24 protein-coding genes and 1 riboswitch are annotated in these 24,534 nt (G+C 44.6%); of the genes, 22 read left to right on the top strand and 2 right to left on the bottom strand.

The genetic code is table 11. From position 1 onward, the window contains the following. Positions 1 to 11 precede the first annotated feature (11 nt). The 8 genes from AC1DE7_RS06890 (at position 12) to AC1DE7_RS06855 (ending at position 9,405) form a co-directional block, all read left to right on the top strand. Entirely contained in the window at positions 12 to 686 is a 675-nt protein-coding gene (locus AC1DE7_RS06890; RefSeq protein ID WP_024634381.1) for a response regulator transcription factor, read from the top strand. Further along, a complete protein-coding gene (locus AC1DE7_RS06885; protein ID WP_101314053.1) occupies positions 683 to 2,044 on the top strand; it encodes a sensor histidine kinase in 1,362 nt (453 codons plus the stop codon). The genes AC1DE7_RS06890 and AC1DE7_RS06885 overlap by 4 nt, the downstream gene beginning before the upstream one ends. A gap of 194 nt (positions 2,045 to 2,238) precedes the next feature. Then, positions 2,239 to 4,365, top strand: coding sequence for a serine hydrolase domain-containing protein (locus AC1DE7_RS06880; protein WP_477534171.1), 2,127 nt, complete (start codon positions 2,239 to 2,241; stop codon positions 4,363 to 4,365). A gap of 57 nt (positions 4,366 to 4,422) precedes the next feature. Further along, on the top strand, positions 4,423 to 5,364 hold the full coding sequence (locus tag AC1DE7_RS06875) for an alpha/beta hydrolase (RefSeq protein ID WP_405159271.1): 942 nt from the start codon (positions 4,423 to 4,425) through the stop codon (positions 5,362 to 5,364). Between the two features lie 176 nt (positions 5,365 to 5,540). After that, a complete protein-coding gene (locus AC1DE7_RS06870; protein ID WP_051449727.1) occupies positions 5,541 to 5,915 on the top strand; it encodes a hypothetical protein in 375 nt (124 codons plus the stop codon). A gap of 2 nt (positions 5,916 to 5,917) precedes the next feature. Beyond that, positions 5,918 to 7,636: an ABC transporter ATP-binding protein gene (locus tag AC1DE7_RS06865; protein ID WP_036670808.1), complete on the top strand. Its 1,719-nt coding sequence runs from the start codon at positions 5,918 to 5,920 to the stop codon at positions 7,634 to 7,636. 270 nt (positions 7,637 to 7,906) lie between these two features. Next, the gene (locus AC1DE7_RS06860; protein WP_036670809.1) at positions 7,907 to 8,329 is read left to right on the top strand and encodes a MarR family winged helix-turn-helix transcriptional regulator; all 423 of its coding nucleotides are present in this window, start codon (positions 7,907 to 7,909) and stop codon (positions 8,327 to 8,329) included. Continuing rightward, positions 8,326 to 9,405, top strand: a complete 1,080-nt coding sequence (locus tag AC1DE7_RS06855) for a threonine aldolase family protein (RefSeq protein ID WP_340982610.1) — start codon at positions 8,326 to 8,328, stop codon at positions 9,403 to 9,405. Before AC1DE7_RS06860 ends, AC1DE7_RS06855 begins: the two co-directional genes overlap by 4 nt. Before the next feature lie 177 nt (positions 9,406 to 9,582). On the opposite strand, the gene AC1DE7_RS06850 is transcribed toward AC1DE7_RS06855, so the two are convergent. Beyond that, positions 9,583 to 10,500: an AraC family transcriptional regulator gene (locus AC1DE7_RS06850; protein ID WP_477533993.1), complete on the bottom strand. Its 918-nt coding sequence runs from the start codon at positions 10,498 to 10,500 to the stop codon at positions 9,583 to 9,585. Positions 10,501 to 11,036: 536 nt separating this feature from the next. Here AC1DE7_RS06850 and AC1DE7_RS06845 point away from each other — a divergent pair. From AC1DE7_RS06845 to AC1DE7_RS06790, 12 genes are all read left to right on the top strand, one after another. Continuing rightward, positions 11,037 to 11,801, top strand: coding sequence for a methyltransferase domain-containing protein (locus tag AC1DE7_RS06845; RefSeq protein ID WP_036670812.1), 765 nt, complete (start codon positions 11,037 to 11,039; stop codon positions 11,799 to 11,801). 11 nt (positions 11,802 to 11,812) lie between these two features. Beyond that, positions 11,813 to 12,442: a pentapeptide repeat-containing protein gene (locus AC1DE7_RS06840; RefSeq protein WP_076249406.1), complete on the top strand. Its 630-nt coding sequence runs from the start codon at positions 11,813 to 11,815 to the stop codon at positions 12,440 to 12,442. Between the two features lie 70 nt (positions 12,443 to 12,512). Further along, positions 12,513 to 12,613: riboswitch (guanidine-I (ykkC/yxkD leader) on the top strand. A gap of 102 nt (positions 12,614 to 12,715) precedes the next feature. Further along, on the top strand, positions 12,716 to 13,054 hold the full coding sequence (locus AC1DE7_RS06835; protein ID WP_477533992.1) for a DMT family transporter: 339 nt from the start codon (positions 12,716 to 12,718) through the stop codon (positions 13,052 to 13,054). Then, complete coding sequence (locus AC1DE7_RS06830) at positions 13,054 to 13,368, top strand: DMT family transporter (RefSeq protein WP_100528056.1); 315 nt, start codon at positions 13,054 to 13,056, stop codon at positions 13,366 to 13,368. Before AC1DE7_RS06835 ends, AC1DE7_RS06830 begins: the two co-directional genes overlap by 1 nt. A gap of 117 nt (positions 13,369 to 13,485) precedes the next feature. Then, positions 13,486 to 14,892 carry a DEAD/DEAH box helicase gene (locus tag AC1DE7_RS06825; protein ID WP_036608186.1) on the top strand — a complete coding sequence of 469 codons (1,407 nt, stop codon included), beginning with the start codon at positions 13,486 to 13,488 and terminating at the stop codon, positions 14,890 to 14,892. A gap of 142 nt (positions 14,893 to 15,034) precedes the next feature. After that, positions 15,035 to 15,388: an MmcQ/YjbR family DNA-binding protein gene (locus AC1DE7_RS06820; protein WP_076249404.1), complete on the top strand. Its 354-nt coding sequence runs from the start codon at positions 15,035 to 15,037 to the stop codon at positions 15,386 to 15,388. Positions 15,389 to 15,493: 105 nt separating this feature from the next. Next, positions 15,494 to 16,186 carry a hypothetical protein gene (locus AC1DE7_RS06815; protein WP_101314060.1) on the top strand — a complete coding sequence of 231 codons (693 nt, stop codon included), beginning with the start codon at positions 15,494 to 15,496 and terminating at the stop codon, positions 16,184 to 16,186. Between the two features lie 164 nt (positions 16,187 to 16,350). Further along, positions 16,351 to 17,235 (top strand): alpha/beta hydrolase, encoded by an 885-nt coding sequence (locus AC1DE7_RS06810; protein ID WP_477533991.1) that lies wholly within the window; start codon positions 16,351 to 16,353, stop codon positions 17,233 to 17,235. A gap of 230 nt (positions 17,236 to 17,465) precedes the next feature. Next, positions 17,466 to 18,623, top strand: a complete 1,158-nt coding sequence (locus tag AC1DE7_RS06805) for a type III polyketide synthase (protein WP_477533990.1) — start codon at positions 17,466 to 17,468, stop codon at positions 18,621 to 18,623. After that, positions 18,610 to 19,329, top strand: coding sequence for a methyltransferase domain-containing protein (locus tag AC1DE7_RS06800; protein WP_076211919.1), 720 nt, complete (start codon positions 18,610 to 18,612; stop codon positions 19,327 to 19,329). Before AC1DE7_RS06805 ends, AC1DE7_RS06800 begins: the two co-directional genes overlap by 14 nt. Before the next feature lie 6 nt (positions 19,330 to 19,335). Further along, positions 19,336 to 20,484, top strand: a complete 1,149-nt coding sequence (locus AC1DE7_RS06795) for an NAD(P)/FAD-dependent oxidoreductase (protein WP_315371617.1) — start codon at positions 19,336 to 19,338, stop codon at positions 20,482 to 20,484. A 178-nt stretch (positions 20,485 to 20,662) separates the two neighbouring features. Continuing rightward, positions 20,663 to 21,853, top strand: coding sequence for an aminotransferase-like domain-containing protein (locus tag AC1DE7_RS06790; RefSeq protein WP_076317962.1), 1,191 nt, complete (start codon positions 20,663 to 20,665; stop codon positions 21,851 to 21,853). A 68-nt stretch (positions 21,854 to 21,921) separates the two neighbouring features. On the opposite strand, the gene AC1DE7_RS06785 is transcribed toward AC1DE7_RS06790, so the two are convergent. Further along, positions 21,922 to 22,347, bottom strand: a complete 426-nt coding sequence (locus AC1DE7_RS06785; RefSeq protein ID WP_315371619.1) for a MaoC family dehydratase — start codon at positions 22,345 to 22,347, stop codon at positions 21,922 to 21,924. Positions 22,348 to 22,511: 164 nt separating this feature from the next. Between AC1DE7_RS06785 and AC1DE7_RS06780 the strand changes: the two genes are divergently transcribed. Next, positions 22,512 to 23,507, top strand: coding sequence for a LacI family DNA-binding transcriptional regulator (locus AC1DE7_RS06780; RefSeq protein WP_477533989.1), 996 nt, complete (start codon positions 22,512 to 22,514; stop codon positions 23,505 to 23,507). A 117-nt stretch (positions 23,508 to 23,624) separates the two neighbouring features. Beyond that, positions 23,625 to 24,509 (top strand): AraC family transcriptional regulator, encoded by an 885-nt coding sequence (locus AC1DE7_RS06775; protein WP_282321508.1) that lies wholly within the window; start codon positions 23,625 to 23,627, stop codon positions 24,507 to 24,509. Positions 24,510 to 24,534 lie beyond the last annotated feature (25 nt).

Here is a 24,534-nt window from a genome sequence, read left to right as displayed (position 1 = left end):
GAGTGGAAACGTTGCCTACGATATTGGTTGCTGACGACGATGCGAACATTCGCAAACTCGTCTGTTTATTTTTGCGCAACGACGGATTTACAACCATCAACGCCGTAGACGGAAAGGAAGCCCTGGCTATCTATACCTCCACGCCAGTCGATTTGGTTATTCTTGATATTATGATGCCAGTCATGGACGGTTGGGCATTATGTGAGGAACTTCGAAGAGCCAATCCGGATCTTCCGTTACTAATGTTGACGGCAAGAAACGAGACCTGGGAGAAAGTACAAGCATTTCAGCTCGGGACAGATGACTATATGACGAAGCCATTCGATCCGCTTGAGTTGATGGCTCGCGTCAAGGCACTGTTGAAACGATACCGTATAGGATTAACGCAGACCATCCAATTAGGAAACGTTATTTTGAACCGGCAGACTTATAAGGTCCTGAGGGGTACAGAGTCGTTCACCTTGCCGCTTAAAGAGTTCGAATTATTGTATAAACTTGCTGGATTACCGGGACAAGTCTATACGCGGGAGCAATTAATCGATCAAGTTTGGGGAATTAATTATACTGGCGATGATCGAACGATAGACGTGCATATTAAACGTCTACGCGAACGTTTTGCCGATATCTCCGATTTTCGTATCGAAACGGTGCGGGGACTTGGCTACCGGCTAGAGGTGCAAGAGTGACCGGCTCCCTCTATACACGTGTAGTCCTGACCTTTCTGGTCTCCGTGATTGGGGGCACAATCCTTTCTTTTCTTGCTACAACCTGGATATTTCAAGATAAATTAAACGAAAACTTACAAGGCTCCTTGCTTGACTTTGGCCAGGATATCGTCCGCATCTACGAGACATTGCCGTTACATGAAGCAGAAATGTTTATAAGTGAAATGAAACAACTCAATTCCTATCACATTCGAATCTATAAAGCAACGGATCAATTCCAATCCTACGGAGAACTTAAAGAACAACATCCTTTCCCGGTGACGACGGAACAAGTGAAGAAAGTGCTGGATGGGGAAAGGGTCCAATTCAATGGGATCGATACGTTCTTCTTGGGATTGCCGATAAAAACTGAAATGGGAAGCAAAGCAATGTTTGTAGAGCCCCTCACTTCCTCTTCCACCTCATTTCTCATCAAGTTTGTTTTAACTTTTATGATTTGTTCGTTAATAGCAGGAAGCCTATTGATACTAATTGCGGCTATGTTTCTGGTGAGACCGATCAAAAAGCTGACAGAAGCGACCCGGCTTATAGCTGCCGGAGATTTCAATGTCAAGCTTAATATTAAACAAAAGGGTGAGATAGGTGCTCTGGCTCGTAGTTTCGAAGAAATGATGCACGATCTAAAGCAGCTTGAGCAGATGCGTAGGGAATTCGTAGCAAACGTGTCCCATGAAGTTCAGTCTCCGCTCACTTCCATTTCCGGTTTTGCTATAGCGCTCAAGCAGGTAGACCTCCCGGATGACGAAAGAAGCGATTATCTCGATATTATCATCACTGAAACTGCAAGAATGTCCAAAATAAGTGATAGTCTGCTAAAGCTGAGTTTGCTTGAATCTCAATCATTGCAAATGCGGCTCGCCACGCTCAGTCTGGATGAACAGATCAGACAAGTAATCGTCGCTATTCAACCCCAATGGTCGGCCCGTAACATTCAGTTCGATCTTGATTTGCAGCCCACCAAAATCACGGCCGATCATGACCAGTTAAATCAGGTGTGGATCAATATCTTCGGCAATGCCATCAAATTTTCCGAAGATGGTGCCCGAATTAGCATCAGGATCAAACAGAATATCAAGAACGTGACGATCCGCATATCGGATTCGGGTATTGGTATTCTCCCGGAAGACCAAAAGCGTATATTTGACCGCTTCTTTAAAGCAGATCGTTCCCACAGTCAGAAATATGAAGGAAGCGGTATGGGACTAGCTATTGTAAAGCAGATCGTCTCGCTTCATCAAGGGGACATCCGGGTGGAGAGCGAATATGGACGAGGAACGACCTTCATAGTCATCTTGCCAATCACAACACCCACAGAGTGATTGGATTTCATGCCTTCACTAGGTTATGACACCTTGTATAAAACTCCTTGCGTATGATGATGCAAACTTTTTTTGCCTGTTCATCCTCCGTTCATGCTGCAGTCATTAGGGGGACATCTTGGTTTGTTATATTGTCTTTAGCGCCCACGTTAAGGTGGCTTAACACAATGATGAAGACAGGAGTAGATGCAAGAATGAAACCAAGAGAGGTAACAAAACTGAAGATGAGTGTGAGGAGAGCAAGAAAGAGAAATACTATAGCTGCTGTGACTCTCATGCTGACGATACTTGCCCCAATGTCTGCAATGGCCGCACCGACTCCCATGAACAACAGCAACCTTACGTATGAGACAACAAAGAAAGCCGTGATCGAAAAAGCCAAATTACTGACCGAGACATATGGTACGACGAGTCTGCAATATGCGCTCATCGATGGTGGAGAGATTGTGGTGTCCGGTCAAACGGGCAAAAACGATATAAACGATAAGGTGCCTCTTACTTCGAACACCGTCTATGGCATTGGTTCAACCAGTAAAATGATGCTTACAGCCGCTGTAATGAAGCTGGTTGACGAAGGCAAGATTGATTTGGATGCACCTGTTGTGAACTATATGCCTGACTTTACAATGAAAGATAACCGATACAAACAGATCACACCCCGTATGTTGCTGAATCATTCCTCCGGTCTTCTGGGCACCTCAACCAGCAATGCCACATTGTACGGAGATAATGACACGTATTCACATGATACGTTTCTGGAGCAATTGGCGAATCAAAACCTGAAAGCAGATCCCGGCGAATACTCAGTCTACAGCAACGATGGCTTTACGTTAGCCGAAATTCTGGTCGAAAGAGTGAGCGGCATCGGTTATACCGCATTTATACACAAGTATTTCACGGAGCCTTTGGATATGAAACAGACCAAAACACCACAGGATGTGGTTAATCCGTCAGACATGGCAGCAATCTATTCCCCTTTTTATGAGGGACCACTTCCAAAAGAGAATTATAATATCATCGGTACTGGAGGTCTGTATTCCACCGCTGAAGATCTGGTCAAATTTTCAAGAATCTTCACGGGAGAAGTTGATGGTATTCTTTCCAGTAAGTCTGTAGAAGCTATGGCGCAAGAAGAGTATAAAAGAGGTATGTGGCCAGAGGATAGCGATACGCTGATGTCTTACGGGTTGGGGTGGGATAGTGTGAGCTTGTTCCCATTCAACGAATACGGCATTAAGGCCGTTATGAAAGGTGGAGATACTTTATCTTATCAGTCCTCATTAGTGGTACTCCCGGAATATAACATGGCTGCAGCCGTTATCTCTTCAGGCGGGTCAAGCTTAACCAATAATTTCATTGCGAATGAATTATTACTCAGCGCACTTGAGGAAAAGGACATCATTACAGAACGGAAGCCAGAAAAAACATTTGGCGTACCTGTGAAGGCCAATATGCCTAAGGAAGTCTCCAAGTATGCAGGTATATATGGCGGCAATAATTCGGTTATGAAGATCAAAATAAATAAGGCTGGACAAATGACTGTATCTTCACTTACTGCTCCGAGTAATCCGGCTCAAGAATACACCTATACAGCGGATGGTACTTTTGTTAATAACGAAGGTACAGACAAGTTGAAATTCGTTGTGGAGAAAAATGGGAAAACCTACTTGTGGTCACGATCTTATATATCCGTTCCAGGACTCGGACAGCTGGCTTTCTCAGAATATAATGGGGAGAAGCTTGAAGCCAATAAATTATCCAAGGAGATTAACGCTGCATGGGCAAAGCGTGATGGTAAAAAATATTATCTGGTGAATGAGAAATACACATCAATGCTCTATCTTAATGCTACATCGATCCTGCCTATTCAGTTGAATAAAGAGAATCCGGGATATATGTCCAATAATAAGATTATTGGAGCCAACGAAGCAGCCAATCAATTGCAGATTCCGGGTACTGCCGGACGTGATACGATGGACATTCATTTCTCCAAAAAGAACGGAGGAGAGTATCTTACATTTTCAGGTTATGTATACGCTAGTGAGGAAATGGTGAGACCAATCTATTCGGGTAAACAATCTGCAACAACCATTCAAGCAGATGGATATGCCAAATGGTTTTCGGTACCAGCTACTGCGAAAGGAAAAGTCATGACAGTGAAGTTGCCTGCAAAGGGAGCCTTTGCTGTCTATGATCAGACCGGAATTTGTATTAATCACACCGTGGTCAGCGGTAAAAATGAAGTTGTTTTACCAGAAAACGGTCGTATTGTATTTGCAGGTGAGGCTGGTTCTCAATTTGAAATTACATTAAAAAAGTAAAATGAATAGCGTTTCAAACGGCTGTACAACAAACGAACTCAACAGGAGAACACCATCATGATGAAAAAAATATTAATCATTTTGCTCAAAATATTCGGAGCCATCGTTATCGCTTTTGCATTATTTATTGCCACTGTTTTTATTGTTAATGTATTTAGCAACAAATCAGAGGAAGGGAAAATAAAACCCTATGGTCAGTTTGTAGCAGTTGACGGGAAAAACATGAATGTGTTGATTCAAGGAAAAGGCAAAGAAACGGTGGTATTGCTTCCTGGATACGGAACACCTGCCCCAGCCCTTGATTTCAAACCGCTCATCGATGAGTTATCTTCATTTTACAAAGTTGTTGTCATTGAGCCTTTCGGTTATGGATTAAGTGATATTACTGAAAAAGAGCGTACCACTGAAAATATGGTTAGTGAAATTCATGAAGCGTTACAGCAACTTGGTATTCATAATTACACGCTCATGGCTCACTCCATTTCAGGGATATACGGCCTGGATTATGTGAACAAATATCCAAACGAAGTAAGTTCATTTGTCGGAATTGAGAGTAGTGTCCCAACGCAGGGAGGTAATGATGATCCATTTCCAACCGAAACGTACAAACTGCTTAAAAAATCAGGGTTCTACCGATTGTTAATGAAACTGGCCCCTGATCAACTGATTGCACCCGATGTTGATGATGAGACCAGAGAACAAATTAGAATACTTTCACTCAAAAATACGTTTAATCCGAACAACCTGAATGAAGGTGAGAACTTTGGTCCTAATTTCAAAGTAGCTGAGAACCTGTCCTTCCCCAAAGATCTTCCTGTGATTTTCTTTTTACAAGCAAATGATACGGAAACAGAAGGCTGGATACCCTTGCATGAAGAGCAAGTCAAAGATTCTGTGCATGGAAAAGTGATGACATTTGAGGGAGAACATTATTTGCATCACACCCGATCCAAAGAAATGGTTCAAGAATATAGAAAGTTTATGAGTGAGATAAAATAGTGTCGCCAACAAAAAAAGTCGCGAAATCGCGGCTTTTTTCTGTTAAGAAGATGGTGAATATACAAGCGTAGTTACTTTATTGGAAAATTTAGGTTGACACTTCTTTTTATCGCGTATACAATCGTATACATGAATATGCTGTATACATATGTATACACGTTATGGGGGTGGCAAATATGAGAGATCGTCCTATCGAAGAGATGGATGGAAGTGTACGTCAAGTTGAGCGTCCAAGACGTGATATGAGTGACAATGAGCAACGTGGTGAACGTTCCAGACGTGGAAGAGGTCATGGTGAACATGAGGGAAAACGGGGCCGTGGTGCGCAGACATTCCGTCGCGGCCGAATTCTTGTATTTCTGGAACAAATGCAGAATCGAAGAACAACGCTCGCCAGACAACTTGGTCAGGAGGAGTATGAACATATTCGCCCGATAATCAGTGGGGAGTTGAAAGCCATTGATCAGGTCATCGACGAGTATATCCATCTTTTCGAGCTGCAAAATGAAGATGTAAACCCCAATAAGGATCTGGAGAGTGAGAGTGAATAAGTATGATTCGTCGTTTTTTTTCGTATTATCGTCCCTATAAAAAACTGTTTTTGATTGATTTTGGATGCGCTGTACTCGCAGGTCTTCTGGAGTTGGCTTTCCCCCTTGCCGTCAGCAAATTCATTAATGAATTGTTGCCAGGTCAGGATTGGCCTCTCATTATGCTTGCCTGCGTCGTGCTGTTATCCATCTATGCACTTAATACCGTATTGAACTATGTAGTTACATATTGGGGACATATGCTGGGCATTAACATTGAGACCAACATGCGTGAGAAGATGTTCGCTCACTTGCAGAAGCTGTCCTTCCGGTTCTTTGATAATCGTAAAACAGGCCACTTAATTGGTCATCTTACGAATGATCTGAATGATATCGGCGAGGTTGCTCACCATGGACCTGAAGATGTATTCATCGCAGTGATGACATTAATCGGATCGTTCTGGCTGATGGCTAACATTAATCTGGAGCTTGCGCTGCTTACCTTTATCATTATCCCAATTATGGCTTGGGTGATTATCGTATTTGGTGGTCGGATGACAAAGACGTATCGGCGACTTTTCGGAGATGTCGGCAATTTCAATGCGCGTATTGAAGACAACGTCGGCGGTATGCGTGTTGTGCAATCGTTCGCCAACGAAGAACATGAGAAAGAACTTTTTGCAGTGGACAATCAGAATTTCCGTAAAACCAAACTGCTTGCCTACAAAACGATGGCAAAAAGTATCTCGGTCAGTTATATGATGATGCGACTGGTTACGGTGTTTGTCATGATCAGTGGGGCTTGGTTTTATATCGATGGCAGAATCAATATGGGTGACTTTATGGCCTTCCTGCTTCTGTCCAATATCTTCTTCCGCCCGATCGAGAAAATCAATGCCGTCATTGAAAGTTATCCAAAGGGCATTGCTGGTTTCAAGCGTTATCTGGAGATCATTGATACAGAACCTGAGATTGCGGATAGCAAAAACGCCGTTGAATTCGAAAGTGTGAAGGGTGATATTCGCTTTGAGAACGTCTCGTTTGGTTATGAATCCAGTCGGCGTATTCTAAGTGATATCAGTCTGTCTGTTCGACCAGGGGAAACCGTTGCTTTTGTTGGACCTTCGGGTGCAGGCAAAACGACAATCTGTAGCCTGTTGCCCCGATTCTATGAGGTAGAAGAGGGACGTATCACTGTGGATGGCGTCGACATTCGTAACGTTAAGCTTCAATCCTTGCGCAAGCATATCGGAATCGTTCAACAGGATGTATTTTTGTTCTCGGGTACCATTAAGGAGAATATTGCTTATGGTGATCTGAGTGCAACGGATGAACAAATCTGGGATGCCGCCCGTCGTGCCTCATTGGAGGAACTGATTCTCACGTTGCCTGATGGCATGGATACGGTCATTGGCGAGCGTGGAGTCAAGCTATCCGGAGGACAGAAGCAACGGTTATCTATTGCTCGTATGTTCTTGAAAAATCCACCCATTCTTATTCTGGATGAGGCAACCTCAGCGCTGGATACGGAAACGGAAGCACTGATCCAGCAATCACTCGCAGAGTTGTCGGTGGGTAGAACTACACTTGTGATTGCACACAGACTGACAACTATCAAGAATGCAGATCGAATTATCGTAGTAAACACAGATGGTATCGCGGAGCAGGGTAACCACGAGGAGTTGGTCGCCGCTGGAGGGATATACAGCCGTCTTCATCAGGTGCAATATAGTCACTCTTAATCCATGTAAATTGAACAAAAAATAATTACACTCGTCACTCCGATGACAGAACAACCTTGCCGCGCATATGCGCGGCTTTTTTTTTGATTGAATATTAAAAATGAAGTTATAAAATGCTATGTAAAATATAATGTTGACAACGTCCACTAACGTGATTATTATAATGTTGACAACGTCCACTAACGTGATTATTATAATGTTGACAATGTCCACTAAAAAGGAGGGTTTGACATCGACTCTCAGTACATAAATCCAGATATACTGGCTGACATGCGACGTTTTAACCGTTTTTATACCAACATACTTGGTGTACTCGATAAGCATATTCTTGGAACAGGGTATTCGTTTGCAGAAGTACGAGTCATTATTGAGATTGGAATTCGGGGGGAGAGCATTGCGAACAATCTGGTAGATACACTGACCATTGATCGCAGTTACATGAGCCGAATTGTGAACAAGCTGTCCAAGGAAGGACTGCTGGTGAAAGTGGATTCTGCGGCCGACAGCCGGGTCAGTCTGATTCGTCTGACAGCCAAGGGTGAGGAACTGTATGCCCAATTGAATGACCGATCCGATCAACAGATCCTGAAGCTGATGCAAGAATTGAATGAAGAAGAGATTCAAGAGGTATACACCTCCATGATGAACATACAAGAGAAGTTGAACAAGAAGGCAGGAGAGACCACACGATGATACGATTTGAATGTGATTATAACGAAGGTGCGCATGAACGCATTTTACAAAGACTGATGGAAACCAATATGGAACAGACGAGCGGGTATGGCACGGATGGACACTGCGAACGGGCGAGAATGCTTATTCGTCAGGCTTGTGACAATGAGCAAGCTGATGTTCACTTCCTGGTTGGTGGCACACAGACGAATACAACGGTAATTGCCTCTATTTTGCGTCCATATCAAGGTGTGATTGCTGCGACATCGGGACACATTGCGGTTCATGAGACGGGAGCTATTGAAGCTACGGGACATAAGGTACTCACAGTTCCAAGCGAGGACGGAAAGATCACCCCTGAGCAGGTTAGAGCAGTCTACGATGCCCACATGAATGAGTCGTCGCCGGAACACTGTGTTCAACCAGGAATGGTCTACATATCCCAACCAACGGAGAATGGAACGATGTACAGCAAGGCAGAACTGCAAGCATTGCATACAGTGAGCAGAGCATGTGGTCTTCCGTTTTTCGTGGATGGAGCACGTCTTGGATATGCACTCGCTTCACGCGCTTGCGATATGACACTTGCTGATCTTGCTCGCTTGTGTGATGTGTTTTACATCGGGGGAACCAAGATTGGCGCATTGATGGGAGAAGCGGTTGTTATCCTGAATGATGCACTGAAACCTGATTTTCGTTATATGATCAAACAAAAAGGTGGCCTGCTTGCCAAAGGCAGATTGCTAGGTATCCAATTCGAAACGTTGTTCGAAGACGGTCTGTACCTCGATATTTCTCGCCATGCCATAGATATGGCCTTGAGAATTCATGACTCACTTGAACAGCAGGGGGTACGCTTCCTGTACGATTCACCAACCAACCAGCAGTTTCCGATTCTGCCTGATCGTTTGCTTGAGAAATTACGCAACGGTTATACGTTCACCTTCTGGGAAAAGGTTGACGATACACACAGTGCGGTGCGGTTCTGCACCAGCTGGGCAACTCGTCAAGAGAATGTGGATGCACTGACTCGTGATATCGCTCAATTATTGCACGGAGAGATCCACGTGCCAGAACGGGTCGAAGCATTGGTCTAATCTTGTTCAAAAATTAAGGAGAACAGCTCCGATTTCCTTTCATAAATACGAGTATTTTGAAAATTCCAAAAGATATTACGCAGAATTCTGATACTGAAAAAAGGACAACTCATTGTGGTTGTCCTTTTTTGGTTTGCCTTTTGTGTGATAGTTGTGAGATAGAGAGTGAATACTCGGTTACTCACTCAAGGCCATGTCATATTTCTCTTTCAGCCGTCGGATATCGGCTCTTGGCGGTGCACCGAACATGCGTGCATATTCGCGGCTAAATTGAGAAGCACTCTCGTAACCAACCCGGAACGCTACATCTGCCGCGTCAGCAGATTCGGCCATCAGAAGTCGCCGGGCTTCCTGTAATCTTAATTGTTTCTGGAATTGTAATGGGCTCATAGCTGTGATCTCTTTGAAGTGACGATGGAATGAAGAGACGCTCATGCTGGCGGTCTCAGCCAGATCTTCAATGCGAAATGGCTGTTCCCAATGATGAACGATGTACTCAATCGCTTCTCTGATCCGATAAGTGCTGCTACCGTCAACCGCAATCTGCGCCAGTTCTCCTCCGTAAGGTCCTTGAAGGAGACGGAACAGGATTTCTTTAACGTACAACGGAGCCAGAAACGGTATCTCTCCCGGCGTATCCAGCAATCGAACAAGTCGGAGTACAGCGTCCTGAATGGACGATTCCATCTGACCTACAAACATGGCTCGTCTGGCGTTTTCGTTGAATGTTACCTTGATATTGCATTCGTTAAGTACTTCGAGAATTTGGTTCGGTGTGAATTCGAGTTTGAGACTTAAGTAGGGTGCATCGGCGGATGCCTTGATAATCTGCCCGATGACCGGGAGATTCATGGAAGCAATCAGGTAATTGGAAGGTCCATATTCATAACGCTCCTGTGCGAGCAATACTTCTTTCAACCCTTGAACAATTACACAAAATGAAGGTTTATATACTCTGTATGCCGGTTCACTAATCTTGGAATGGTGATAGACAAACAGGGAAGGGATCGCCGTTTCCATTGCACCGTTATGATTGGAATGGCGTTTGATCAGGTCACTCAATTCCTGTTTTGGTTGAAATATTTCTTCGGTCATATGTATCCTCCTCACGGATTTAACCTACTTACATTATATAGCTTACCGTACAGAACCAAAAGAGGGCCTGAGAGGATCAGGCAATCAATTAAGACGATTGATATACCGCTTGCAACCCATGACTCGGCATACTAAGAGTATGTTAACAGAGCCAAGCGATTAAAGTTTATTCGAAAAGTTGGTGAGTAAGGTGATGAAGTGGTTATCAAACCATGTGAGGCAAATTTTGATTGACAGGCTCGAATCACAGATCAAGTATGAAGAAAATTCTGTACATCGAGAGATATACTTCACATGCTGGTTAGAGCTAGTTACCGTAGAGGTCGAGACAACATCAGTTTACAGAACAAATTCAAGGAGAGTATGAAATATGGAATATGTGGGCTAACAAAATCTCAGTTGATCCGAATTCTTAATGTTAAAGTCGCCATTCGGCGGCTTTTTTTATAGTGATCTGATGAGTGAATTGACAGTTCTCTTATATTGAAGTTATTATAGATACATTAGATCCTTAATTGAGAAGGAGATTATAATCTATGAATAACGGACATTCATCCGGTCAAGTGAACGAATCATCGAGTGGTCATTCCGCTCCTTTTGCTACGTTACAGGGCACACCTATCTTATCATTGCTCCAGCCATCCCAAGGTGAACGTATTCTTGATGTAGGTTGCGGTAATGGCGAACTGACAGCCAAAATTGCAGCCGCAGGAGCGCTGCCAACAGGTATAGATTTTTCAGAAGAGACGATTAGGCAAGCTAAACAGAAATACCCTGATATGAATATTCAAGTAGCAAATGCTTGTCATTATCGGACAGAAGAACCGTTTGATGCGGTCTTCTCTCATGCCGTTCTGCATTGGATAAAGGATGCTCCAGCTGTAGTACAATCAATACAGTTAGCGCTCAAGAGGGGCGGGCGATTCGTGGCTGAGTTTGCTGCAAATGGTAACACGGCTATATTAATTACAGCGGTACAGGAAGAACTGGATGCCCGTGGATACAAATGGGAAGGACGGAATCCGTGGTATCACCCGACCATTGGCGAATATGCTAATCTTCTGGAGCAACACGGATTTCGAGTTAGTCTGGCTCAGCATGTGGATCAATTTACCCCGTTCAAGCCAGGTGCCAGAAAGTGGTTGACCAGCTTCGCGGAGTATTTATTCAGTGGTATCACACCTGCGGAACAGGATGTTATTATGGAAGCAGTTGAGAAAAAAGTACAGCCACAACTGATGCGGGATGGACAGTGGTATCTGGACAGAAGCCGACTGCGAGTTGTAGCTATTAAGGAATAGGGGAATACGGGATGAAAATGGACAAACCCAAGATTCAGGAGCAGTTGCTCGAACCGGAAACGATTGCATTCCTGGAATCCAAAGTGGAGTACAAACACAAACTGATCGAGAACATTACATTGGATCAACAGGAAGCGAGTAAGGTTTCCTTTGAAAATGTTGTATTTAGACATGTGACCATCTCGGAGTCTACCTTGGAACAATTTGAATTCACCGATGTCAGGTTCGAACACTGCGACTTCTCCAATGTCAATCTCTCTGGTGCCTTCATGCACCGGATCGAATGGCATAACTGCAAGTTTGTCGGAACTGATTTTTCCAATAGCCGATTGCAAAATGTCAGTTTCCTTCATGGTCTAGGCGACTACAGCAATTTCCGTTTTGCCCATCTGAAACAGGTCTCCTTCTCGGAATGTACATTGATTGGTGCGGACTTTGCCTATCTGGCACTGCAAAAAATGGAGTTCAGTCAATGTAACATCGACCAAGCTTCCTTAACGGGGACCAAAATGAAGGATTTGGATCTTAGCGATTGCGAATTTGACTCCTTGGTGCTGACCATGGAAGATCTCAACGGTTGTGTGATTTCACCACATCAAGCCGCCACATTTGTAGGATTAATGGGTTTGATTATCAAATAAATGGCGTGATCACACTTACGGGGTTGCCAAGATAGTGGAAGTGTGTATAATTGGAGACACATTAGAATAAAAACAGGTTTTCTAGGGTTCCGCGATGGATATGTCGGTCTGGTCCGAGAGAAAACCCGCAACCTGTTGGTTGTGCCACGGAGGGATAAAAGCCTGGGAGATGAACTGCTACATGCAGTTTGTTTCCCGGGCTTTTTTTGTTTTTTCGCTAATGTACCTTACGGGTTGTACAAAAAAATGTAGTAGAGAAGGAGTGTTACAAGAATGAATAAAACGTGGATGTCGGTTGTAATTGCTGCGTTGTTTGAATTGGGTTGGGTCATTGGATTGAAACATGCCAGTGGTCTGCTGGAATGGGGGTTTACGTTGGTTGCAATTATCATTAGTTTCTCCTTGATGATTGCAGCTTCGCGGACACTGCCTGTGGGAACCGTATATGCCGTATTCGTTGGCCTGGGTACCGCTGGTACGGTACTTGCAGAGATTGTTCTGTTTAATGCGACTGTTCAAAGCGGAAAAATGGTGCTGATTGGTGTACTTTTACTCGGCGTAATTGGTCTTAAAATGCTGAGTAAAGAGAAGAATAAGGAGGTGCAGCTATAATGAACTGGGTATTTCTTATCTTGGCAGGTATATTTGAGATGATCGGAGTGCTGATGATAAACAAGTTGCACAAAGACCGTAATCTCATTTCACTGGTTCTATTGGTAGTCGGGTTTGGTTTAAGCTTCATGTTCCTGTCCATTGCAATGGAAACTCTTCCGATGGGGACAGCATATGCCGTATGGACGGGAATCGGAGCCTCCGGTGGTGCCATTCTGGGCATGGTGTTTTATGGAGAACCTCGAAATGCCCTACGAATTCTGTTTATCGCTATGGTGCTCGGATCGGCAGTTGGTCTTAAATTGGTCAGTTAAACAAAGTGATTTTAAAAAGATAATGTACAAATTGCGTTTTTAATGGTATCCTTATACGTTACGTGTGAAATAAAAGATGCGTCTTATTGATAGATGTGCGTAAATGAAGGAGACAACATGACATTTAAGGACTTAAATATTATCCCCTCTATTATGGAAGGGTTAAGCAAAGCAAACTATACTAATCCTACCCCTATACAGGAACAGGCCATACCAGCTGTATTAGCTGGCAGAGATCTGCTGGGATGTGCACAGACAGGAACAGGCAAGACGGCAGCATTTTCAGTGCCGATCATTCAATTATTAAGCGAAAGATCCAAAGGGCAAGGATCGAAGTCCGCACGACATATTCGCTCATTAATTTTGACACCAACACGAGAACTGGCTATTCAGATCGCGGATAATATCAAGGTATATAGCCGGTATACGGACATTCGTTGTACGGCAATCGTTGGCGGCGTTTCGCAAAAAGTGCAAGAGCGTGCGTTGAATCAAGGTGCAGATATTATTATCGCAACGCCTGGTAGATTGAACGATCTGATTAACCAGAAACGTATTGATCTGAAGATGGTTGAGATTCTCGTTTTGGATGAAGCAGACCGGATGTTAGACATGGGCTTCATTCATGATGTGAAAAGAATCATTGCCAAAATGCCGAACAAAAAGCAGACGCTGTTCTTCTCAGCTACGATGCCTCCTGAAATCACCAAAATGGTTAAAACCCTGCTGGTTGATCCAGTCAAAGTAGAAATCACACCGGTATCTTCAACGGTAGACCGCATTGAGCAGTCTATTTATTTGTTGGAAAACGGCAAGAAGCAACATATGTTGAACCAAATTTTGGAGGATAAATCCATCGTCACGGCATTGGTGTTCACACGCACGAAGCGCGGCGCTGACCGGGTTACACGTGATTTGGCCAAAGCGAATGTTACGGCACAGGCTATTCATGGCAACAAGTCTCAGAACGAGAGACAACGGGCACTGAACAACTTCAAGAGTGGTGCAACACGTGTATTAGTTGCGACGGATATCGCGGCAAGAGGAATTGACGTAGAGGAACTTTCACATGTCATTAACTTTAACCTGCCTAACATTCCGGAAACGTATGTTCACCGTATTGGCCGTACAGGTCGAGCAGGCAAAAGCGGGATGGCCATCTCGTTCTGCGAGAAGGACGAACTTCCATTCCTGAAGGATATCGAGAAAGTAATCAAAAAGACGATTCCTGAAGTAAAAGGTCATCCGTATCCAATGACAGGTGTACCTGTGTTTGATAAAACCAGCAAAGCATCAGGCAGTAAACCTTCGTTCAACAAATCGGCTGCAGGCAAACCGGCGAAGTCCAAAGCTAACCCGGCACGCAAGCCCAAATCCGAATGGTTTGCCAAGAGTGGTAAATCAAACAGTAGTCGTTCAAACGACGGTAGACCCAATAGCAGTAGATCAAACAGTAGTAGCAGTAAATCTAACCATGGCTCATTCAGCCGCAGCAGCAAAACTAGGAATGATAGAGCCAATTAAGATCTAAATAAATCCAGATAAAACCTTCTCCATTCATTTGGAGGAGGTTTTATTATGTGCTTTTATGTGCAACGAGCTTATTTACATACGAACTTACATTCGGTATCATTATATCGTCCACTGGTGAAAGGGAGGTACTGACTTGAAGGATACGATGATTGAATACAGTTTGAAGAAGAAAGGTGCGACCAAGGATTATCCATTTGGGCCTGATCCAGTCGCGATGAAGGTCGGAGGGAAAATATTCGCATTACTTTTCGAAGACAAAGAAGAAAATGGTCTATTAAACTTAAAATGTGATCCCATTATTGCAGAGAACCTGAGAGAGCAGCATGAAGCGGTTCGACCAGGATATCATATGAACAAAAAACACTGGAATACCATTACGCTGGATGGTTCATTGTCCGATGAAGATGTCTATGTCATGATCGATCACTCGTATGATATGGTTGTCAAATCCCTTCCAAAAAGCGTTCGGGAGTCTTTGGCCGAATGAGGAGAACATATACCACTTTCTCTACACCTCATTCATCATGTTATTGACATTTAAGAGGTAGGTGAAAAGGCTAATGGTCTGCTTCTCTAACAGAATGAATATCCTATGAAAATGAAGACATATTTGAAGTCCATTTGGTTGCATTACCTTGGAAATAAACAAGATCGAACGGCCTTGTTTAATGTGGCTTCCCTTGTTATCAATGCTGTAACAGGGATAGGCAAGTTAATCCTGGGCATATATCTGCTTTCGGGATGGTTCATTACAAATGCTGTATATTATCTGATTCTGTGTGTGGCAAAAGGACAAGTGCTCCATAAATATACAGTTACCAAGAGAATGGACTCTCCCGAAGAAAGATATAGATTAGAACTTACGGTATATAAGCGCGGAGGTCTGTTCCTGTGTTTACTAGGCGTGTCCTATTCGATGGTCTGCCTGCGAATGTATCTAATCGGCGATGCCTTCATATATGAGGGTAACATCGTGTATATCGTATCTACAGTTGCTTTTACCAAGCTGGTTTTTGCCGTGTATGGTACCTGGGCGAACCGTCATCTCCATAACCCGATCATATCTACATTGAAAATGATTAACTTCACCGATGCGATGGTATCCATCGTGGTGACCCAAGCGACGTTACTTACCATGCAAGGCTCACCTCTTGCATTAAAAACCAGTAGCTTGTTTGGCATGGGGTGCAGCGTTTTATTTTGTTTGATGGGGGGCTGGATGATGTTCCACAAAAAAAAGGAAACAAGCACGGACCCAAACCAATCTCCTGGCACTGAATGTTAACATTGAAGCATTAAGAGCAGGGGAAGGTAATTTTGGTTGACGTTTCAGCATGTTGATCAATACATATCAAATGATTTGCACATGACGGAATAGACAAGTGTCATCTATACTTAAAGTGACAACGGAAGAAGGCGTATTGGCAATCCACTAAAGGAGTGATATCTATGGATCAACAACAACAATTGGCAATGGTACAACGTATGCGTCAAAATGTCGTCGGTACAGGTGCAGCTCTTCAACCCAGTTCCACGTATGCGGTCACAGTAAAAGAAGTCATGATTCCTACAATTAAAGGGGATACACGTGTACTTGTGTATACACCGGATAGGGAGCATTCCGCGCCTCTGCCGGTCTTCTTTAATATGCATGGGGGTGGTTTCATCTTGGGACAAGCAGAGATGGATGATCCATGGTGTCGCTTGATTGCTGATCGATCTGATTGTGTGGTCGTTAATATCGATTACAGTCTTGCACCAGAGCACAAGTTCCCAACGGCGGTTCATGAATGTTACGACGTTGTACAGTGGGTCCATGCCAACCCGCAATCCTTCTCGGTTAACCCGTCTCTATTCGCTATTGGGGGACATAGCGCTGGTGGTAATCTTGCTGCAGCAGTGTGTTTACTGAATCAGCAACGAGGTAGCGAGCTGCCAATTGTTCTGCAAATTATGGATTATGCCGTATTGGATGTGGCTACAGATCCGGCCGAGAAACCGAGTTTTGCAGAAGCCATTCCAGCCGATATCGCCAGAACGTTCAATGCTATGTACCTTGAAACGTCAGAAGAGGCGCAAGACCCGTTGGCTTCACCTGTGCTTGCAACATCAGTAGAGGGACTTTCAGAAGCATTGATCATTACCGCGGAGAAAGATTCACTGGCCCAAGAAGCAAGAACATATGCAGCAAGGCTGGAAGCAAGCGGTGTGAAGGTGACACTTAAGGAGTACGAGGGAGCCGCTCATGGATTTACGCATTTTGGCGATCTCCAGATGGCTGAGGATGCCTGGTACCTGATGAGTGACAAGATCAGAGAAGCATTTTCCAAATAACGTGTATCAGAATGACGCTTAGAAGGAATATAGTTACCTTGAAGTCGCCTAATGGCGGCTTTTTTTCGTTCATTGGTGTAATTGCTTCAATGGCATGTTGAAACCAAGCTTCTGAGCTTGCGGATGTGTTAATAAACTAGATTAGGAGCCTTATTGAGATTATAACGATATCGTTAAGGGTAAGAGTTGTTAAATTAGAGGAAATAATGACCAATACCAGGAGGTTTATTATGAACCAATATAACAGTCCATCCGATATCGCGATTCTTGGCATGGGAACGGCTCTACCTGCTCACCCCGTAGCACAGTCAGATATTGCAGAACTAATCGCTTCTTCTCTTCAGGATCGGCCAGATTTGGCCCGTTTTGCCAGACGAATATTCAAGTCCTGTGGTGTTGAAACACGATATACCGTGGAACCGAGCTATCTGGGTTCACTCGAAGAATGCCGTTATCTGCCCTCTGGTGAGCGATCAGACATCCCGACAACCGAAGAACGAATGAATACATACAAGCGAGAGGCGCTTCCGCTCGGGGTTGAGGCTGCAGAGAAAGCCCTGGAGGATTCAGGCGTATCTCCAAAGAGCATCACACATATCATCACGGTCAGCTGCACAGGTCAATATCTGCCGGGTCTTGATGTTATGCTCATCCGTCATTTGGGTTTGTCTGCCCGAGTTAATCGACTGCCGCTAATCTTTCAGGGTTGTGCCGCAGGGCTGAAAGCCATTCAGATGGCACGAGATGTGGTGCAGGGAGCTCCCGGATCACAGGTCCTTGTGGTCTGTGTAGAGTTGTGCACCATTCATTTTCAGCCCGTACAAGATCGGGAAGCGCTGTTTGCAGCTTCATTCTTCGGAGACGCTGCTTCTTCTTGTGTAGTGGGCACACCAGAACCTCAGCACAAGAATTATTTGAGTCTGGGAACGGGTTATTCTGTGCTACTTCCCGATTCGACTGAAGATATGACCTGGGAGGTGGGGAATCTGGGGTATGACCTGTATCTATCCCCACGTATTCCAAAACTGTTAGGTGTTCACCTGGAAGAGGAACTGCGTCTCTTATTGCAAAGTGAACAGCTGCCTGAACTGTGGGCCATTCATCCGGGAGGACGCGGGATTGTGGACTCTGTGCAGAATGTAATGAAGCTTCGAGACGAGCAAACAAAGTATAGCAGGGATGTCCTCAGAACGTATGGTAACTTATCCTCCAATACCATTCTGTTTGTAATGAACGCGATGCGTGAGGACATGAAGGTACAGGGTCAATCCTCCACAGATGGTGTAGCCATGGCATTTGGACCGGGACTCACCGCAGAGTTGATGAAATTCACTTATGTCCCCTCATTATCTTCAGTGATGGAGGAGCACGATCATGTCCTTTTTTAGAACATTGTCCATTCGAGCCAAGGAAGATGAACTGATGGATGACTTCTCTCTGGGAGGGGAGGAGCTGCGTGAAGCGCTTAGACATCTGAGACGTCTTAACAAAATATTTGCAGCACCTGGCCCAACTCTGGCTGGTGTAGAGAAGTTGTGGAACTCAGTCGGTAAGCCGAATAAGCTGACCCTGCTGGATGTGGGGGCAGGTTCAGGGGATGTGAACCAGAAACTACTGCAATGGGCAGATCGTCAGGGTGTTCAGCTGGAAATTACGTTGGTTGATCTGACGGAAGAAGCGTGTGAGGAAGCGAGACAACTATTTCGTGACGAACCCCGAGTTCGGGTACAGCGTGCCGATCTTACACAACTGCCGGATGCTTCCGCAGATATCGTGACAGGCTCCCAGTTTGTACATCATTTTGACGGAGATCAGCTGGTCGATATGGTTTCTCATATGCTAAGAGCATCCAGATACGGTGTCGTTATTAATGATATTCACCGCCACCCCGTATCCTATAAGGCGGTCTGGATTACTACACGGATGATCTCGCGCAATCGTTATATTCGTCATGATGGGCCTCTTTCCGTAGCCAAAGGTTTTACAGGGAGGGATTGGAAGGAACTTAAACAACGTCTCAATCATGATACGATGACCTATGAATGGAAGCCCTTATTCCGTTATTCTGTTGTAATTCCCACGAAAGGCAGGTGATCTTACGTGTCGAAATCGATAGATGTGATTGTCATCGGAGCCGGAATTGCCGGCAGTACATGTGCAATGCAACTGGCAGGGAAAGGACATCGGACCCTTTTGCTGGATCGCCAGGAGTTCCCGCGGCACAAAACCTGCGGTGAGTTCATGTCACCCGAAACCAAGGAGATGTTAGAAGTTCTGGACATTCACCTTCTGGACCAGTCGAAGAAACCTAGCACGATGGATCATGCCAAAATCGTTATGCCACAAGGCGGAGTGATCGAAGCACCGCTGCCGGGATTCGCATATGGCATAAGTCGATATGAGCTGGACCAGATTTTGCATCAGAAGGCTCTGGAGGCCGGAGCCCAGATTGTGACCAAAGCGACCTTAACGAGCATCGAGCAGCTTGAGGATGCCAGTTATGAGGTTCAGGTGAAACAGGGAGATGAGCGGATCAGCTACAGAGCCAAAGCCGTTATCGGGGCACATGGGACCAAAAAGCCGCGCGGGATGGCTTCCGCACCTGATCTGCGGGACCAAACCGTATACGTTGGCGTTAAGTCCCACTTCAGCGGGATAGAGATTCCCGCACGGGTAGAGTTATATTTTTGCGAGGGTGGTTACGTGGGCATTTCTCCGATTGAGGATGGTATTGTGAATGTCGCCGCATTGTTGACACTGGATACCGTCCAGGGAAGTGGCAAGTCTGTAAACGATATTTTACAGGCGGCATCCCTGACAAACGTGAGCTTGGCAGCCCGTTTAGCCGAAGGCAAACCTGTAGATGGAACGCAAGTGTCAATTGCGCCGCTGCATCTGTCCAACGTTCCTGAGCCGTGGTCTCAATATCCGCATATTGGGGATGCCATGCTGATGATACCACCCTTATGTGGAGACGGAATGTCCATTGCCCTTCGCTCCTCACTCCTGTGTGCAAGATGGACTGATAAGTACCTGCAAGGCGACATTGAACATGCCGATTGGCAGAGTAATTACACGCTGGAAGCAAGTCGTGAATTCACCCAATTGCTCAGACGCGCAAGAAGAATTCAAAAGCTGGCTTTTGCCAAGACCAATAAATTCTATCCTGGTCTGGCCCGGATGATCCCTGGTCTAGCCGCTTATGTTGTGAAGGCCACACGGCTATCCGAGATGAACGCAGCGCGCTAACAGGCTGAAAGTTTGATCAATACTTATGCAAAGAGGTTGCTGACGGCGGCCTCTTTTTTGGCGTACAAGCATTAATTTTGTGGAGACAGTTTGGAAATTCGGGAAATGCTCGTATAATAGAATCTAATGTAATGATAGAGAGTTAATTCAGATGAGATGTCGGGAGGCACTATTTAAGATGAACTATTCATTTTCCAATCGTATCGCAGCACTGCAACCATCCATTATTCGTGAGATTCTGAAGGCTTCTTCGGGGCAAAATGTGATTCCATTCTCTGCGGGAAATCCTGCTCCGGAAACCTTTCCTATTGAGGCGATTCGTACATTCACTCAATCCATTCTGGAGCATGACCCGGTCACAGCTCTGCAATATGGGATTACGGAAGGATATGTTCCCCTCAGGGAAGCATTGACTCAACATTTGAAGACAGGTTTTGATACCGGTAAACCATCCGATCAATTGTTCATTGTATCTGGAGCGCAGCAGGGGATTGAACTGGCCTGTAAAGTATTCTGTAATGAAGGGGACACGATTATCTGTGAGAGTCCGAGCTTTATCGGTTCCCTGAACTCCTTCCGGGCATCCGGTGCAAAGCTTGCCGGTGTTCCGATGGAGATGGACGGTATGGATATCGAGAAGCTGGAACAGGCGCTGCAAACGGAGCCTAATGTGAAAATGATCTACGTGATCCCAAGTTTCCAGAATCCTACCGGTGTAACAACGAGTCTTGCAAAACGTAAGGCCATATACGAGCTGGCTAAGAAGTATGGCGTTATGATTTTGGAAGATAACCCGTACGGAGAACTTCGATTCAATGGAGACGATGTGCCAACCATCAAGTCTATGGATGATGAGGGTCTGGTCATATATGTTGGATCATTCTCCAAAATTTTGTCGGCAGGACTGCGCGTTGGTTTTGTACAAGCGCCCCATGAAGTCGTGGAGAAGATGGTTGTTGCCAAACAGGGAGAAGACGTACATACGGCCATGCTTCCACAGATTCTGGCGTACAAGTTCATGACAGAGTATGATTACGCGGGGCACATTAACAGCATTCGTGAGGTCTATCGGAGAAAAGCAACATTGATGATGGACAAGCTGCAAGAGCATATGGGTGAGTCCATTACCTATACCCAACCGGATGGTGGACTGTTCCTCTGGTGTGATCTGCCAGCACATGTGCCAATGCTTGATTATGCCAAGACAGCGGCAGCACAAGGGGTTGCGGTTGTACCGGGAAATGCATTCCTGGTGAACGAGCAAGACCCTTGTAATGCCATCAGACTTAATTTCTCAACCCCTTCAGACGAACAGATTGTCAAGGGTGTAGAGATTTTGGGGCAGGTATTGAAAGGATATAACGCTTAAAAATGCTTCAATGTGATATATCTACGAAAAGCCGCCAATTGGCGGCTTTTTTGAGCTTTTTCTCAGCCTTAATTATCGATTAAAGCACTTAATTCTGCCTGAAATACCTTTTGATTCTTCTGATTGAAAGTACTCAGCAGCACGGTAACAATCCCATTTCCTTTTCGTCTGGGAGTCAGCCCAATGACTTCTGCAATGACATGAAGTTCATCATCCGGAAAGACCGGTTTCAGGAATTGAATGTTATTCATTCCAGTGCCCGCCACGACATGCTCTCCATAGACCCCAACCTCAATCCATAATTTAAAGGAGATATTCATCGTTTGCATGCCAGAAGCAATTAAACTGCCGAATCGGCCTTGTTTGGCCTTTTCCTCATCCAAATGCATGTACTGTGGATCATAGATTGTGGCAAACTCAATAATATCACTCTTGGATAATGCCAAAGATGTGGTTTCGTAACGCTGACCTATTACATATTCATTAAATCTCATGAAGGCACCTCGGTTTCTTTAATATGTTTTATCGTAGTTGATGTTTTGCTAAGAGACATGACTGGACTGACGTGTTAAAATGCTAGTGAACTATCCCGTGTGTATTGCTGTGTTACTGCCATAATGAACTAAACAGATGAAACTGTTTTTGAGGAGTATATATGATGACAACGATTAAAGATGTAGCCAAGATGGCTGGTGTAGCCAGTTCGACCGTATCTTGCGTACTCAACGATAAAGGGAATGTAAGTGAGCCGACAAGACTTCGAGTGCTTGAGGCAGCGAGTCAACTCAATTATGTTAGGCATGGTCCTGCATCGGAATTAAAACGAAATAGTACACAAACCATTGGTATTATTGTCCATGACATGTCCAGCCCGTATTTCTCGGATTTGGTGAACGGAATAGAAACCGTCGTTATGAGTCATGGATACGATATGATCGTATGTAGTTCGTTGGGTGGAGAGAAGTCGACAGCCCATCGTTACATTCGTGAACGAAGAATTGACGGAGCTATTGTTATTGCTCAGAATATTCAAGATCAGTTGCTGATTGAAGCATCTGAAGCAGGGTTTCCGATTGTTGTCATGGATCGGGATCTGGATGCTCAACATATTGTAAAGGTTTTGATGAGTGATACGCAAGGTGGTTACTTGGCTACCCGTTATCTGATCGATAAAGGGCATCGGACTATAGCTTATATTAGTGGCCCATCACAATCGGAATGTAATCTCCATCGTTATCAAGGTTATTTGAAAGCCTTGAAGGAGGCAGGCATTGAAGAGAACCCCGAATGGAAAATTGGCGGACAATACATGAAGCAAGATGGGTACGATGCAGCCAAGAAACTGCTTGAAGGAGAGTTGCCATCCGCTGTATTTTTTGCAAATGATGAGATGGCGATCGGCGGCTTGGAAGCCTTCAGGGAGCATGATATCTCAATACCTGAGCAGTTATCCGTAATTGGCTTTGACAATATACCTGCATCTCAGTACATGAATCCACCTCTAACCACATTTCGTCAGCCGAAGAGGGATGCAGGCCAGCTTGCAGGTCATGTTCTCTTCCAACTGCTGAATGGAGAGAGCGTAGAGACGTTATATACACTGGACATCCAATGCGTGGAACGTGATTCTGTTCGGCTCCTCAACCTGAGTTGAGGAGTTTTTTTGCATTCTATAGAATTTTAAATTCTTAAAAAGAAAGGAGAGTAGCCATTAATGCATAATATAAAGATGAGGAGTATTTTGCATTGGAAATAAATGGAGGTTGATACGATGGGCGTACCCACTTTTTTGGAGACAGGCCATATGCAAGAAGGTTTTCCCATTCGGGTAATTCATACAGGAAATCAGTTCAATTATGCTGCACACTGGCATGATGAGGTTGAACTGGTTCTCGTCAATGGTAAGAGCGCCAGAATTGGCGTGAACGACCACGTGTGTGAGTTAGAAAAGGGGGATGTGTTACTGATCAAACCAGGGGATGTGCACTGCTTTTTGCCGGGGACCGAACATTTGACCATTATTTTGTTCCGACTCGAATTATTAACCGGGAGTTTCACGACCGAAGCCGAAATTCAGGATCTCGGACAACTTTTCAACAAAACAACAGTTATTCCCTCGAATACGGGAAGTCAGAGCAATCTGACTCTATATATAGATGACATCATTACCGAGAAGAAAAATCAGAAGCCGGGATACCGATGGTTAATGGTATCCAGGTTGTATGATCTCATCATACTTTTATTACGTACCAAAGTACCGGTTACCACCGATGAATCTTCATCTTCAGGATGGGCATGTACTTCTTCCAAAAAATTTGAATTCCTTGAATCGGTCTGTGAATACCTGGAGGAGCACTATGCTGAGCCCATTAAGCTGGAACAGGTGGCAGAACATATTAAATTCAGCAAGTTCCATGTCTGCAAGCTGTTTAAAGAGATCAAGGGAGTAACACTGATGGAATACTTGAATCATTTTCGAATTATCAAGTCCGAGTGGGCTTTATTGTTCCGTCAGGATACGATTCTGGAGATTGCGATCGGACATGGATTTAACAATGTTAACTCCTATAATCGTCTTTTTAAAAAATATAATGACTGTACACCCTCCGAATTTCGTAAGAAACATCGTACGAATATCACAAAATATGGAGGGTAATGCACAATATTTGTGGAGAAAGCCC

It is taken from the genome of Paenibacillus sp. 10L310, from assembly GCF_056395745.1.
This window is presented reverse-complemented; position numbering and strand designations above follow the sequence as displayed.